We start from the raw sequence: 15,083 nt of genomic DNA, 5'->3' as shown, positions 1-15,083 counted from the left end.
CTGTGTTAAGAGCTTCAAGAATTGTTCTGCCCGGGAGGATCTCAGCAGCCATAGCAGCCGAGTGTGTCATACCGGAGCATCCGATAGTCTCAACGAGAGCTTCCTGGATCACACCTTCCTTAACATTGAGTGTGAGCTTGCAGGTACCCTGCTCAGGTGCACACCAGCCTATACCGTGTGTAAAGCCGGAAATATCCTTTATCTCCTTAGCCTTTACCCACTTTGCTTCCTCAGGGATCGGAGCAGCGCCGTGAGCAACGCCCTGTGCGATAGGGCACATTGTTTCAACTTCGTGCGAATAAATCATTATAAATACTCCTTTCGGTTTTTAGGCAGCCAATACTGCACCGACTGCAAATATCCGTACAATACAGGCTTTTCAGTTTCATGCACCGATACAGTGCGAATGTATCCTATTCCGTGCCGAACATACCTAATATATATAATACGACTTTTTCGCTTTAAAATCAAGTCTTTTTTTCAAAAAAATTTCATCATTTATTGCGCTGTTAACATATACGGCTATATACCGCCGTATACAGCGTTAAAAAAATAACACTCCCGTTTTTGCCGCTTGATTTTCCGTTTGCTTTACGTTATAATAAATTATATACCTTACAGCCGATGTCATGGACGCAGTTCGGGGAGTGAAAAAATCTTCAGCCTCATTTTTATCACAAAGGGGATGACCGATATGAACGGAAAGCTCGAATTACCATATAAACTGATGGATATCGAAACGGACGATGAGCGCTTTACTTTGTCATTCAAGAGCTTCAGGGCGCATCAGGACAGTTTCTCCATAAAACGGAGCGGACTGGCAGGCGACTTTGAAGTGTATTATAAGTGCAGTGGTATGGAAAACAGATTTGAATGTGATCTGACAGCAGCCAATCTTTATTATTTTTACTATGAATTGGACAATGCTTGGGACGGGCTGCCCGGTACAAAGCCTGTTGCGATCCTTGAAAGCAATTCCAAAACACAGGAACGGACAAAAATGACATTCAGACTTGATAAAGGTATATGTTTTATAAACGGCTTTTTTAAGAACAGGGACAACATATATAAAAGCGGGATCATTTTCGATATGGAGATAGACTGCATTTTCATACCTGAAATACTTGCCTCTCTTGAAAACTTCTTTAAGGGATTGGAAGAAATACAAGGGCACAGGAACTTTTTGTAAAAAATTACCGAAAGGAGCACGTTATACTATGAAATACGATCATGCCGATAAAGCCTGCGAGCTCTTTGCAGGCGGTCTCAACTGCGCTCAGTCGGTATTTGTGGCATTTACTGACGTTACAGGCATGGACAAAGACCTTGCTATGCGCCTTTCCTCCTCTTTCGGTGCAGGTATGGGCAGAATGCGCGAGGTCTGCGGCGCCTGCTCGGCTATGTTCATGATAGCGGGCATACTCTACGGAACAGGCGAAAGCTTTTCCCACGAGGACAAGACTGAGCATTACAAGCGGATCCAGCAGCTTGCTGCCGAATTCAAGGCAGAACATGACACAATCATCTGCCGTGAGCTCCTGAAGGAGCTATCCGTCACAAGTACTCCCGAGCCCGAAAAGCGCACCGAAAAGTACTACAAAGTGCGTCCCTGCGTTAAATTTGTAAGGACTGCCGCCGGGCTCCTCGACAGATATATTTCCGAAAACCCGCCTCAGCTTTGATTTTTCGCAAAAAAGCGCTTATTATTTGAACAATTATTTACAAAATCTCATTATTAACAATTTATATATTGAAATTCTTACTGAATTGGTGTATAATAAATCATAACCACACCTGAGGGGAAGTGACAATTGTATGGATTCCCAAAAGAGCAGTAATTTTCTAAGAGAATTCGTTTCCGAACATAAACAGCTCTTTGACAAAACTCATGAAGTTACAGCATTTTCTGTCGGTCTGCTTGCCTGTCTGTGCGCTCATATATCATATCTCATAATGTTCCACATACTCCATGTGCGTGAAATGGAGATATTCAACATTTTCAGCGTAATATTCTACGTGGCTTGCTTCATAGCCGTCCGTTTTATAAATGAAAGAAGTATCCTTATTTACCTATCTGATCTTGAGATCATCGTTCATGCTGCATATGCTACGCACCTTATGGGGTGGCAGCCTGATTTTGCCATGTTTTTCATACTCATCATCCCTGCAACTTTCCTTACAAGCACAAGGCGGATGTACATCCCGTTTATTGTGGGCGGTATTTCCCTTGGCTTCTACCTGTATTTCAAGATAACCATGGATTATGATGCGGTCGGTAAATACCATTTTGATGACAACAGGCTCGTAAGAGCCATGCAGATAACCAATGCACTGATAGGCGTTTTCGTTCTGGTATGCGCTGCTCTGACAAATATCCTTATCAGAGAGTATATGGAATTTCAGCTTGTGGATCAGCGTGAGAACTTCAAAAAGCTTGCTTCCATAGATCCGCTGACAAATCTGTATAACCGCCGGGCAATGAACGAGAATATAAGGGATATCCGCAGAAGGAGCCGCTCGCCGAAGAGCCAGTACGTCATCGGTATAGGTGATATCGACAACTTCAAGAGGATTAACGATACCTACGGACACGACGCAGGCGACAAGGTGCTTGTTTACGTTTCAAATCTTTTCATAAGCACAATTCCCGACGACGGATATGCCGCAAGATGGGGCGGTGAGGAATTCCTGTTCATCATTCCCGAAGCAAGCATCGAAAAAGGTCTTGCCTTCACCGAGAAGATACACAAGTCGCTGAGAGCTCATACTTTTGAGATTGACGACTGCGAATTCGGAGTCACAATGACCTTCGGCATCAGCGTGGGAATCCCCGTTGATAAGATAGATACCGTTATTACCAAAGCGGATAAGCGCCTTTACAAAGGAAAAAACAACGGCAAGGACCACACCGAGTATACTGATTAAACATAAGTCACCGTACATTAAGTACGGTGACTTTTTCTATAATATTGTATTGAGAAATAAATGCCGTTACTCAGGCTTTAGCAGCCTTTTTTGCCGTAAAATGCAGTCTATTGACAAAAAAGTAATAAAATGATATAATCACCTATGGGAAAACGGCTCGCTGCGGCGGGCGTCTGAAACGAGGAATTATATGAAAACAGCAGTAATGACTGATACAAACAGCGGTATTACTTTGGAAGAGGGAAAAAAGCACGGCATATATGTACTTCCCATGCCTGTTACGATAGACGGAAAAGACTATACGGAAGAGCTTACGCTTACTCATGAGGAGCTGTATAAGGCTCTGAACGAGGACAAGGAAATAGTATCCTCCCAGCCGTCACCGGGAGCTCTTACGGATATGTGGGACAGGATACTTTCCGACGGCTATGACGAGCTGGTATATATCCCTATGTCAAGCGGACTGAGCGGCTCCTGCGACACAGCAAAGGCACTTGCCATAGATTACGGCGGAAAGGTATGTGTAGCTGACAATCACCGCATATCCATAACTCTGCTCGATTCGGTATATGACGCGAGATACTATGCAGATCAGGGTATGAGCGCTGCGGAGATCAGAGAAAGGCTCGAAGAGGATGCATACCTTAACGATATATATATAACTTTGCAGACTCTCAAGCGCATCACAAAAACGGGACGCATCACCTCTGCGGGAGCAGCTATCGCAACGGTGCTCAATCTCAAGCCCATACTCAAGATACAGGGCGGAAAGCTTGATGCATACGCAAAGGCAAGAGGAATGTCGGCAGCCGAGGAAAAGATGCTGCAGGCAGTACACAAGGACCTCGAAGAAAAGTATTCGGGTATACCGAACGATCATCTCAGCATCGGCGCGGCGGGAACAATGGAAACTCCCGAGGAAGTCGAGCGCTGGGTAAATATAGTTAAGAATGAGTTCAGGGGCTATAAGGTGACTTACCGCCCTCTTGCGTGCAGTATAGCTTCTCATGTAGGGACAGGCACACAGGGAGTAGCAGTCGGGATAACGGCGCGGCCTCTTGAAGTTGAGTAAAAAACAAGCCCTTACCGAATGGTAAGGGCTTTTATCATGCGTATGGACGGATATTCTGCGTCTGTTCATACATAAACGGGGCGATGTGTGCATCGCCCTCCTACAGCAGCTAATGGCTGACGACTCATTTAAGAAATCCGTTGATTATCTGTTCTTCCGCTTCTGCCTCTGTAAGTCCGAGAGTCATGAGCTTTATGAGCTGTTCGCCTGCAATCTTACCGATAGCAGCCTCGTGAACGAGAGCTGCGTCGATATTGTTGGCTTCAAGTGAGGGAACAGCAAGTATGCGTCCGTTATCCATAATGATAGAATCGCACTCGGTATGACCGCTGCAGGCGGCATTTCCGATAATGCAGAGGTCGAGCTTCTGATAGGAGTCGTCACGTGCAACAGAACGCGAAACAACGTCTGCGCTCGAACCGTCGCCCTTAAGGTCTACCTTGTAGATACTTCCTGCCTGCTGCTGACCGTGAGTCATGAGCCTCTCGCGGACAATGAGCTTTGCATTTTCCTTAAGCTCGGCGATAGTCGTTCTTTCTGTGGAGTCAACGCCCTTTATCTGCACCATTTCCATTTCCATGGTGCTGCCCTCTTCCATATATACCTCAGTAACGGGATTGAGTATGCGTTTGCCGCTTCCGTCACCTGAGCCATAGTGCTTTTCAACGTATTTTATGCGCGAGTTCTTACCGATAAAGAAGCGGTGTATGCCGTCGTGCTCCGAGTCCTGCGAGCCGCAGTTATCAATGCCGCAGCCTGCAACTATGAGTACGTCACAGTCCTCACCTATATAGAAATCGTTGTATACGTTCTCCTTGATGCCGCTCTGGCTGAGAACTACGGGGATATGCACGCTTTCGTTCTTAGTGCCGTCCTTTATGCGGATGTCAATACCGCTGACATCTGTTTTTGACTGTATATCAATATTTGCTGTGGTATTTCTGCTGACAGCCTGTCCGTTTGCACGGAGGTTATAAGCTCCCTCGGGGATACCGTGGAGATCGGCGACCTCCTCAAAAAGTCTTTTCTGAACTGCGTCCATCTGAACCATATCTGCCGCCTCCTTACTGTATTCTGCTGCAGGCATTCACAGCGTTTTCCGTACCTGTTATTTCGGGGAGGATAATATCCCTGCTGCCCTGCTTTACTATCTTTCCGTCGGCGATAACTATTATCTCGTCGGCGATATTGAGGATACGTTCCTGATGGGAGATAACTATGATAGACCTGCCGCTGCGGTCCTTACGCATATTCTCGAAGATACGGATAAGATTGTTGAAGCTCCACAGGTCTATGCCTGCCTCGGGCTCGTCGAAAAGAGCCAGCTTTACATCACGGGCGAGAACTGTAGCTATCTCGATACGCTTTAACTCGCCGCCCGAAAGGGAAGCGTTTATCTCACGGTCGATATAGTCCTTTGCACAGAGACCGACCTCAGAGAGGTACTCGCAGGCTTCCGATACGGAAAGTGACTTTCCAGCGGCTATCCTGAGAATATCGACCACAGTCATGCCCTTGAAGCGCACGGGCTGCTGAAATGCGAAGCCGATACCCATGCGGGCACGGTCGGTTATGTTTTTTTCGGTTATATCCTCACCGTCAAATATGATATTTCCCGAGTTGTTTTTGATTATTCCTGCAACGACCTTGGCGAGAGTTGACTTGCCGCCGCCGTTGGGACCTGTTATGACCACGAATCTATTGTCCTCGACTGTGAGGCTTATATCGCGGAGTATTCCCACGTTCTTGCCGTCGTTATCGGCGTTGAAAACGATATTTTTCAGTTCGAGCATTTTTTACTCCCTTCATGCTTTGCGTATGATTTTCAACATTGTTATTACATTATCAATTATAACACCCGTGCAGGCTGAAATCAACAGTATGGGTATATTTGTTGCACATGAGAAACATTGTGAAAGAGCAGAAACAACGCAGAATAGCTCATAACTCGTTATCATGCTAAAACACCTATCATACAGACAGGAAAACTTACAGAGTTGACACGGGCGGAATAACAGACTATAATTTAAACATGGAAAGGAGCCTCAGCCATGAAGATAGAACACACAGCAATGTATGTCAGTGACCTTGAAGCTGCCCTTGATTTCTTTGTAAAGTATTTCGGCGGCAGCTCAAGCAGCGGTTATCACAATGCAAAAACAGGATTCCGCTCGTATTTTATCAGCTTTGATGACGGTGCTCGCCTTGAGATAATGAACCGTCCCGACTTGGACGATATGCGGAAAAATCCCGCAAGAACGGGCTATGCTCATATAGCATTCGGCCTCGGGAGCAAAGACAGAGTTGACGAGCTCACGGAGGAGCTCCGAAATGACGGCTATAAGGTAATAAGCGGTCCGCGGACAACAGGTGACGGTTATTATGAGAGCTGTATATCCGCGTTTGAGGGGAATATAATAGAGCTTACGGTATGATCTCGGCAGCTTTTATAACAAAAAAGCATACACGGATACTGATTTTTTGTGCACATTCGCACTTTTTGCACAGTCGCCTGTGTTATACAGCAAGAAAAGTCTTGCTTAATCAATTGACTGATAATATAATAGTACTTAAGGAGCGGCGGAGCTGCTTCCGCACGGGAACTGCACTCCCGTGTCCAAAAAGAATTTGTTGTAAGGGACAAATCAGAAAAAGCTGTACTCTTTGAGTACAGCTTTTTCCTGCGTAATACCGTGTCTGCACTTGTAAAAATAAAAAAATTTCAAAAACTACTTGACAAGTAAGAAAAGCAGTGATATAATGTCATCAAGTCAAACCGTTGAAGCGGAGATAAAGTTAATTATGCTTCCACAGAGAGCCCGCGGTGCTGAGAGTCGGGTGAAAAACAGATTAGCAAATGGACCGCGGAGGGTGCAGTCAAATGGGTGCAGGCATGAGTATTTTCATTGGTTTCCCCAGAGTATTCTGCAACGTCAGGATGTGCGTTAATCATCAGGGATATGACAGTATCCTGTTAAGTGCACGGCAAAGCCGTGAATCAAGGTGGTACCGCGGATAGTGATTATTCGTCCTTGACAGATCATATTGGTCTGTCAGGGACTTTTTTGTTGCCCTGACAGGCTGCGGAGGTGCTTTTTATGAATTTTTTACCCGACCTTGACACAGTAAGACGTTATGCCGAGAGCGGAAAGTACGACATTCTCCCTGTAAGCTGTGAGATACTGTCGGATATCTGCACTCCTATCGAAGCCATAATGATACTGAAAAGTATCTCGACTCACTGCTATATGCTCGAGTCTGTGGCTGAAAAGGAAAAATGGGGACGCTATACGTTCCTCGGCTACGACCCGAAGCTTCAGATCACTGCCGCAGGTAATGAGCTGACCATAGGCGACGTCAGAATGACATCAGATGATCCGTCAGTACAGATAAGACAGATACTTTCAAAATACAGAAGCCCTAAGTTCAGTTATCTTCCCACATTTACGGGAGGACTTGCAGGATATTTCTCCTATGATTTCCTTGCTTACTCCGAGAAAACGCTCCGTACAGATGTAAATGATACCGAGAACTTCAAGGACGCAGACCTTATGCTTTTCGATAAGGTCATAGCCTTTGACAACTTCCGTCAGAAGCTCATACTCATATCAAATATGAGACTTGAAGAGGGGGAGGCAGGCTACAACAAGGCGAAAATGGAGCTTCAGCAAATGGCAGAGCTCCTCAGGAACGGTGTACGCAGGCGCGAGCCTGCGGGACACCTCAAAAGCGAGGTCACAGCCCTGTTCAGCAAGGAAGAGTACTGCGGAATGGTGGAAAAGGCAAAGCGCCATATCCGCGAGGGCGATATCTTCCAGATAGTGCTTTCAAACAGGCTTTCCGCCGATTTTGAGGGCAGCCTGCTGAATACCTACCGTGTGCTGAGAACAATAAATCCGTCACCGTATATGTTCTATTTTTCGGGAACAGATGTGGAGATCGCAGGAGCTTCTCCCGAAACTCTCGTAAAGCTTGAGGACGGAGTGCTTCACACCTTCCCCCTTGCGGGAACACGTCCCCGCGGAAAGACAGAGGCAGAGGACAAGGCTCTTGAAGCCGATCTGCTTGCGGACGAAAAGGAACTTGCAGAGCATAATATGCTTGTCGATCTCGGAAGAAACGACCTCGGCAAGATAAGCAGGTTCGGCAGTGTAGAGGTGGAAAAGCTCCACAGTATAGAGCGCTATTCCCACGTAATGCATATCGGCTCTACGGTACGCGGCGAGATAAGAGATGAATTTGACGGACTTGACGCGGTAAGCGCGGTGCTCCCTGCGGGTACTCTTTCGGGAGCTCCCAAGATACGCGCCTGCCAGCTCATTGCCGAGCTTGAAAACAACAAGCGCGGTATCTACGGCGGAGCAATAGGCTATATCGACTTTACGGGCAACCTCGATACCTGTATCGCTATCCGCATCGCTTACAAGAAGAACGGCAAGGTATTCGTAAGGAGCGGCGCAGGAATAGTTGCGGACTCAGTACCCGAAAAGGAATATCAGGAGTGCATAAACAAGGCTGCGGCAGTTGTAAATGCTCTTAAACTTGCGGAGGAGGCGGAAATATGATTCTTCTCATTGATAATTACGACAGCTTTTCATACAACCTTTATCAGATGATAGGCGCTATAGAGCCTGATATCAAGGTCATAAGAAATGACGAGATGACAGTGGGGGAGATAGAAAAGCTCGATCCCGACAGGATAATCCTTTCCCCCGGTCCCGGACGTCCCGAGGATGCAGGAATAATAATAGAGGCTGCAAAGACGGTGTGCAGAAAGATACCGACTCTCGGTGTGTGTCTCGGACATCAGGCTATATGTGCAGCCTACGGAGCTGCGGTAACTTACGCAAAGCAGCTCATGCACGGAAAGCAGTCCGTTATAAGCTTCATGAATGACAGTCCTCTTTTCAGGGGAATAGACGAGGGAGCTCCCGTGGCGAGATATCATTCGCTTGCGGCAGACGCGGATACGATCCCTGACTGCTTCGATGTTACGGCAGTTGCGGACGACGGAGAGATAATGGCGGTACAGCATAAGGAATACCCGATATACGGCGTTCAGTTCCACCCCGAGTCGATAATGACTCCCGACGGACACATTATGCTGCGGAATTTCATTGAAATGTAAAGATACTTTTTGGAGGTAATCACTATGATAAAAGAAGCGATCGTAAAGATAGTAAACAAGGAAGACCTCACCTACGATGAGGCATATCAGGTAATATCGGAGATAATGGCAGGAGAGACCACTCCCACACAGAATGCGGCATTTCTTTCCGCTCTTTCCACCAAGAGCACAAAGGCTGAGACTATAGACGAGATAACAGGCTGTGCGGCTGCAATGCGCGACGCAGCAGTAAAATTCGAAAACGACATGGATCTCCTTGAAATAGTCGGAACAGGCGGCGACAACGCACACAGCTTCAATATTTCAACGACCTCCGCATTTGTCATCGCTGCATCGGGCATAAAGGTATCGAAGCACGGAAACCGCGCTGCTTCCTCACTTTCGGGAACTGCCGACTGCCTTGAGGCTCTCGGGGCAAATATAGACCTTGAACCCGAGAAGTGCGGAAAGCTCCTTGAAAACGTGGGATTTTGCTTTTTCTTCGCACAGAAGTACCATACTTCCATGAAATATGTAGGTCCTATCAGAAAGGAGCTCGGCTTCCGTACCGTATTCAATATCCTCGGACCTCTTACCAATCCTGCCTGCCCGAATCATCACCTTCTCGGCGTTTACGACAGAGTTCTCCTTGAGCCTGTTGCGGAAGTCCTCATGAAGCTCGGTTCAAAGAACGGCATGGTAGTTTTCGGCACGGATAAGCTTGACGAGATATCACTGAGCGCTCCGACTGTGGTATGCGAGTATAAGGACGGCTGGATGAAGAACTACGAGATAACTCCCGAGCAGTTCGGCTTCGAGCGCTGCACCAAGGATGACCTCAAGGGCGGTACTCCCGAGGAGAATGCAGCTATCACGCGCGGCATACTTGACGGCAGCATAAAGGGACACAAGAGAAATGCGGTACTGCTCAATGCGGGCGCTGCCATATATATCGGCGGCAAGGCTGATACGATGGCTGACGGTATCAAAAAGGCTGCCGAGCTCATAGACAACGGCTCTGCACTTGCATTGATGGATAAATTTATTGCAGAGTCAAAGAACTGAGGTGCTGTATGACTATTCTCGACCAGCTTGCAGACTACGCCCGCGAGCGTGTTGCGGCGGCTAAGGAAAATGTCTCCGCAGATGATATAAAAAGGCTTGCTATGGAGCTCCCGAAAGGCGGCTTTGAATTTGAAAAGGCACTGAAAAAGGATGATATAGCCTTTATCTGCGAGTGCAAGAAGGCTTCTCCATCAAAGGGCATCATCGCAGAGGATTTCCCTTATTTTGAAATTGCAAAGGAGTATGAGGCAGCAGGTGCTGATTGCATTTCTGTGCTCACAGAGCCGAAATGGTTCCTCGGAAGTGACGATTATCTTCGCGAGATAGCTGCAAATGTAAGCATACCCTGCATACGCAAGGACTTCACGGTAGACGATTACATGATATACGAAGCAAAGCTCCTCGGCGCAAAGGCCGTTCTCCTTATCTGTTCTATTCTTTCGCAGCAGCAGATAAGCGAATATATCGGCATATGCGATGAACTTGGGATATCGGCTCTCGTCGAAGCTCACGACGAAGCGGAGCTTCGCACGGCTGTTGCCTCAGGAGCGCGCATCATAGGCGTTAATAACCGCAACCTCAAGGATTTTTCCGTAGATACGGGCAACAGCCGCAGGCTGCGGGAGCTTGCTCCCGCAGCTGTGAGCTTCGTCTCCGAGAGCGGTGTGCGTAATGCGGAAGATATAAGGCTTCTGCGTGAAGCAGGCGTGAACGCCGTGCTCATAGGTGAGACTCTTATGAGGGCGGCTGACAAAAAGGCAAAGCTCGCAGAGCTGAAAGGATAATATGACTAAGATAAAAATGTGCGGACTCAGGCGCGAAGCGGACATAGAGTACGCAAACAGGCTGCTTCCCGATTATATCGGCTATGTTTTCGCAGAGAATAGCAGACGTTATATTTCGCCCGAAAAAGCGGCGGAGCTCACGAAGCTTCTTGATAAAAGGGTGATCCCCGTGGGAGTTTTTGTGAACGAGACTGTTGAGAATATAGCTGCTGCCGTAAAGTGCGGAGCAATAAAGATCGCTCAGCTCCACGGCGACGAGAGCGAGGAGGACATAAAGGCTCTGAAAAGCATGGGTATACCTGTAATAAGAGCTTTCAGGATAAAATGCAAGGCTGACTGCGAGAGGGCGGAAAGCTCATGTGCGGATTATGTTCTTCTTGATTCGGGCGGAGGCTCGGGAGAGGTCTTTGACTGGTCCCTCATAAGCGGCATAAAGCGTGATTTCTTCCTTGCAGGCGGGATAACTCCCGAAAATGCAGCGGAAGCCATAAAGGCTCTCAGCCCATACGCGCTTGACGCAAGCTCATGTCTTGAAACGGAGGGCTTCAAGGACTTTGAGAAAATGGCGGCCTTTGCGGAAGCGGTAAGGAACGCCTGAGCTGCGAGATACAGGAGATGATCCCATGGATTTTCTTGAAAGCTTCTACAACAGCATAAACGAGGACGAAAGGCTTCTGTCAAAGCATGGTAGGGTCGAATACATAACGACTATGAAGTATATCCATGAGTACCTGAAAGGCAGGACAGATGCGGAAATACTTGAAGTCGGCGCAGGTACGGGAAGGTACAGTATCCCACTTGCACGGGAAGGCAGCAGAGTTACGGCTCTGGAGCTCGTTGAGCATAACATTGATGTCCTTAAAGGCAAGCTTGACGGCAGTGAAATCATTGATGTGATGCAGGGAAATGCTCTTGACCTGTCACGCTTTGAGGACAATACCTTTGATATGACCCTTGTTCTCGGTCCTATGTACCATTTGTATACAAGGGATGACAAGCTTAAGGCTCTTTCGGAAGCTGTCAGAGTTACAAAGCAGGGCGGTATCATATTTGCTGCCTACTGCATGAACGAGGCGTGTATCATTCAATACGCATTTATGCACGGCCATCTGAAAGAGGTACTTGAAAAGGATATGACAGCTCCCGACTGGCACTGCATCAGCGAACCGAAGGATATCTTTTCCATGGTAAGGACAGAGGAGATAGACGAGCTTGACAGTGCAGTAAATGCCGAGCGTATAAAGCTGATCGCTTCCGACGGAATGACCAATTATATGCGCGAGTGCATAGACGAAATGGATGATGATACATTTGAAAAGTGGATGGATTATCATTTTTCAATATGCGAAAGGCAGGATATGATCGGCGTATCCAATCATACTCTTGATATCCTGCGAAAGCTTTAAATACATTTAATAATGAAAGGACAGATATTATGTCAGAATCAAAAGGCAGATTCGGCGTTCACGGCGGACAGTATATCCCCGAAACGCTGATGAATGCGGTCATAGAGCTTGAAAAGGCTTACGACCACTATAAAAACGATCCCGATTTCAACCGTGAGCTCACAGAGCTCCTCAATAATTACGCAGGCAGACCTTCGCTGCTCTACCGCGCAGATAAGCTCACAAGAGAGCTCGGCGGAGCTAAGATATACCTCAAGCGCGAGGATCTCAACCACACAGGCTCACACAAGATAAACAATGTTCTCGGACAGGCTCTGCTTGCCAAGAAAATGGGAAAAACACGCCTTATTGCCGAAACGGGCGCAGGTCAGCACGGAGTTGCGACTGCTACTGCCGCTGCTCTCCTTGATATGGAATGTGTGGTATTTATGGGCGAGGAGGATACAAAGCGTCAGGCGCTCAACGTTTACCGCATGAGACTTCTCGGAGCTGACGTTATCCCCGTAAAGAGCGGAACAGCTACCCTCAAGGACGCAGTTTCCGAGGCTATGCGCGAGTGGACATCACGTATCTCTGATACTCATTACTGTCTCGGTTCTGTTATGGGACCGCACCCGTTCCCGACTATAGTCCGCGATTTTCAGGCTGTTATCTCCCGTGAGGCGAGAGCTCAGATACTTGAAGCAGAGGGCAGGCTTCCCGACGCGGTCATTGCCTGTGTAGGCGGCGGTTCAAACGCTATCGGAAGCTTCTATCATTTCATTCCCGATGAGGGAGTACGCCTTATAGGCTGTGAAGCTGCGGGCAGAGGTATCGACACATTCGAGACTGCTGCAACGGTAAATACGGGAAGAATAGGCATATTCCACGGTATGAAGTCCTATTTCTGTCAGGATAAGTACGGTCAGATAGCTCCTGTTTACTCTATCTCCGCAGGTCTTGACTACCCCGGAGTAGGTCCCGAGCACGCACATCTCCACGATATCGGCAGGGCGGAATATGTGCCTGTTACCGATGACGAAGCGGTAAACGCTTTCGAGTACCTTTCGCGTACAGAGGGCATAATCCCTGCTATCGAGTCGGCTCACGCCATCGCATATGCTATGAAGCTTGCACCGACTATGGACAAGGATAAGATAATAATTGTAACTGTTTCGGGACGCGGCGACAAGGACTGCGCTGCCATTGCCCGCTACAGAGGGGAGGATATCCATGAGTAATATAAGAGCTGCTTTCGCAAACGGAAAGGCTTTCATACCTTTCGTGACCTGCGGTGATCCCGACCTTGAGACTACCGCAAAGATAGTAAGAGCTGCTGCGGAAAACGGCGCAGACCTCATCGAGCTTGGCATACCTTTCTCCGATCCTACTGCAGAAGGCCCTGTTATTCAGGGAGCAAACATCCGCGCTCTTGCAGGCGGAGTAACCACAGACAAGGTTTTTGAGCTTGTAAAGGAGCTTCGCAAGGATGTTAAGATACCATTTGTATTCATGACCTATGCAAATGTGGTATATTCATACGACGCTGAGCGCTTCATGGCAAGATGCTGCGAAGCGGGAGTTGACGGTATCATACTTCCCGATCTTCCTTATGAGGAAAAGGGCGAATTTGCCGATGTTGCCAAGCAGTACGGAGTTGACCTTATCTCCATGATCGCGCCTACCTCAGAGGACCGTATCGCAATGATAGCCAAGGAAGCAAGCGGCTTTATATATATAGTATCAAGTCTCGGAGTTACAGGTGAGAGAAGCGAGATCACAACGAATATAGGCGATCTTGTCAAGCTCGTGCGTAATAATACGGACGTTCCCTGTGCAGTAGGCTTCGGTATCTCAAAGCCCGAACAGGCAAAGGCTATGGCAGCTCTTTCTGACGGAGCTATCGTGGGCTCGGCTATAATAAAGCTTATCGAAAAGCACGGAAAAGACGCTGCGAAATACGTTGGCGAGTACATAAAGGAAATGAAAAACGCCGTAATATCATAAAGGCTGAACACAACGGTATGATAAAAGCCCGAAAGCATTCAATAAATGAAAGCTTTCGGGCTTTTTGTCTGAAATAAGAAAGTCCCCTCGGTCATAAGAGGGACTTTCTTATCTATTATTCAGAGAGGTGGTACAATCATACTTAATTTGCGGAGCTGTCTCCGCAGATAGAATTGGTCAGATGAACGAGATCATAGATCCCGTTCTTGCCTTTTCTGCCAAGGTCGGAAGCCGAACCAACCGACTTGCTGCATAACATAGGGTGAGAGTATGCAGCTTTATGTCATATATGCATACCGTCAGGGAAGGTTTGCTTCTATTCATGTTTATGTCCTGTAACATATTTTAGCAGCGGTAATGCATAATGATTTGGTGTTTCCAATTTGTAATCAAATAATACAGTTTGAAAGCACTTTGTAATCTCATTTGAACACTGTACATATATGTCCACTGTATTATCTGTAATTATTATACAATAAAGAATTGGGGAAAACAAGACAAATATTGTTCTGTTCTTATCGTTTATTGCTGTTTGTAACCGCGCTGTAACAGATTGTAACAAAAATTGTGTGACATTTATATGCAACATATATAAAGAGGGGAACATAGGCGTATATCCCGCCGTTGTGGGCTGTTATATATTTCTGCTCAGCTGAAAGAAAGCCACTGCGCTGGCGGCGGCAACATTGAGCGAGTCCACCCCGCGGCTCATAGGTATTTTTACCACATAATCCGCC

At 47.2% G+C, this 15,083-nt stretch carries 15 protein-coding genes and 2 pseudogenes; 13 read left to right on the top strand and 4 right to left on the bottom strand.

Annotated features, from left to right (window positions below; all coding sequences use genetic code 11):
• Positions 1-307 (bottom strand): annotated as a pseudogene (locus Q0R37_RS11400) (hypothetical protein); the annotation flags it as partial.
• A gap of 387 nt (positions 308-694) precedes the next feature.
• Here Q0R37_RS11400 and Q0R37_RS11395 point away from each other — a divergent pair.
• The 4 genes from Q0R37_RS11395 to Q0R37_RS11380 all read left to right on the top strand — a co-directional run bounded on the left by Q0R37_RS11395 (position 695) and on the right by Q0R37_RS11380 (position 3,997).
• Entirely contained in the window at positions 695-1,189 is a 495-nt protein-coding gene (locus Q0R37_RS11395) for a hypothetical protein (protein ID WP_294754581.1), read from the top strand.
• Between the two features lie 28 nt (positions 1,190-1,217).
• On the top strand, positions 1,218-1,682 hold the full coding sequence (locus Q0R37_RS11390; protein ID WP_294754579.1) for a C-GCAxxG-C-C family protein: 465 nt from the start codon (positions 1,218-1,220) through the stop codon (positions 1,680-1,682).
• Positions 1,683-1,815: 133 nt separating this feature from the next.
• The gene (locus Q0R37_RS11385; protein WP_294754577.1) at positions 1,816-2,925 is read left to right on the top strand and encodes a GGDEF domain-containing protein; all 1,110 of its coding nucleotides are present in this window, start codon (positions 1,816-1,818) and stop codon (positions 2,923-2,925) included.
• Between the two features lie 190 nt (positions 2,926-3,115).
• Complete coding sequence (locus Q0R37_RS11380; protein WP_294754575.1) at positions 3,116-3,997, top strand: DegV family protein; 882 nt, start codon at positions 3,116-3,118, stop codon at positions 3,995-3,997.
• A gap of 124 nt (positions 3,998-4,121) precedes the next feature.
• On the opposite strand, the gene Q0R37_RS11375 is transcribed toward Q0R37_RS11380, so the two are convergent.
• Entirely contained in the window at positions 4,122-5,048 is a 927-nt protein-coding gene (locus tag Q0R37_RS11375; protein WP_294754572.1) for a SufD family Fe-S cluster assembly protein, read from the bottom strand.
• A gap of 13 nt (positions 5,049-5,061) precedes the next feature.
• Complete coding sequence (locus tag Q0R37_RS11370; RefSeq protein WP_294754570.1) at positions 5,062-5,790, bottom strand: ATP-binding cassette domain-containing protein; 729 nt, start codon at positions 5,788-5,790, stop codon at positions 5,062-5,064.
• Positions 5,791-6,048: 258 nt separating this feature from the next.
• On the opposite strand from Q0R37_RS11370, the gene Q0R37_RS11365 reads away from it, so the two are divergent.
• The 9 genes from Q0R37_RS11365 to trpA all read left to right on the top strand — a co-directional run bounded on the left by Q0R37_RS11365 (position 6,049) and on the right by trpA (position 14,346).
• Positions 6,049-6,432 (top strand): VOC family protein, encoded by a 384-nt coding sequence (locus Q0R37_RS11365; protein ID WP_294754568.1) that lies wholly within the window; start codon positions 6,049-6,051, stop codon positions 6,430-6,432.
• Between the two features lie 663 nt (positions 6,433-7,095).
• Positions 7,096-8,562, top strand: a complete 1,467-nt coding sequence (gene trpE / locus Q0R37_RS11360) for an anthranilate synthase component I (protein WP_294754566.1) — start codon at positions 7,096-7,098, stop codon at positions 8,560-8,562.
• Positions 8,559-9,125, top strand: coding sequence for an aminodeoxychorismate/anthranilate synthase component II (locus Q0R37_RS11355; protein ID WP_294754564.1), 567 nt, complete (start codon positions 8,559-8,561; stop codon positions 9,123-9,125). Before trpE ends, Q0R37_RS11355 begins: the two co-directional genes overlap by 4 nt.
• Positions 9,126-9,149: 24 nt before the next feature.
• A complete protein-coding gene (gene trpD, locus Q0R37_RS11350) occupies positions 9,150-10,169 on the top strand; it encodes an anthranilate phosphoribosyltransferase (RefSeq protein ID WP_294754561.1) in 1,020 nt (339 codons plus the stop codon).
• An 8-nt stretch (positions 10,170-10,177) separates the two neighbouring features.
• Positions 10,178-10,954: an indole-3-glycerol phosphate synthase TrpC gene (trpC, locus tag Q0R37_RS11345; RefSeq protein WP_294754559.1), complete on the top strand. Its 777-nt coding sequence runs from the start codon at positions 10,178-10,180 to the stop codon at positions 10,952-10,954.
• A 1-nt stretch (position 10,955) separates the two neighbouring features.
• On the top strand, positions 10,956-11,552 hold the full coding sequence (locus Q0R37_RS11340) for a phosphoribosylanthranilate isomerase (RefSeq protein WP_294754558.1): 597 nt from the start codon (positions 10,956-10,958) through the stop codon (positions 11,550-11,552).
• A 25-nt stretch (positions 11,553-11,577) separates the two neighbouring features.
• Positions 11,578-12,360 carry a class I SAM-dependent methyltransferase gene (locus tag Q0R37_RS11335; protein ID WP_294754557.1) on the top strand — a complete coding sequence of 261 codons (783 nt, stop codon included), beginning with the start codon at positions 11,578-11,580 and terminating at the stop codon, positions 12,358-12,360.
• Positions 12,361-12,389: 29 nt separating this feature from the next.
• Positions 12,390-13,580 (top strand): tryptophan synthase subunit beta, encoded by a 1,191-nt coding sequence (gene trpB / locus Q0R37_RS11330; protein ID WP_294754538.1) that lies wholly within the window; start codon positions 12,390-12,392, stop codon positions 13,578-13,580.
• Positions 13,573-14,346 (top strand): tryptophan synthase subunit alpha, encoded by a 774-nt coding sequence (trpA, locus tag Q0R37_RS11325; RefSeq protein WP_294754535.1) that lies wholly within the window; start codon positions 13,573-13,575, stop codon positions 14,344-14,346. The genes trpB and trpA overlap by 8 nt, the downstream gene beginning before the upstream one ends.
• 634 nt (positions 14,347-14,980) lie before the next feature.
• On the opposite strand, the pseudogene Q0R37_RS11320 reads toward trpA, so the two are convergent.
• Positions 14,981-15,083: pseudogene (locus Q0R37_RS11320) on the bottom strand (RNA methyltransferase); the annotation flags it as partial.

This window comes from uncultured Ruminococcus sp. (assembly GCF_946415235.1).
Lineage (GTDB): Bacteria > Bacillota > Clostridia > Oscillospirales > Ruminococcaceae > Ruminococcus.
This window is presented reverse-complemented; position numbering and strand designations above follow the sequence as displayed.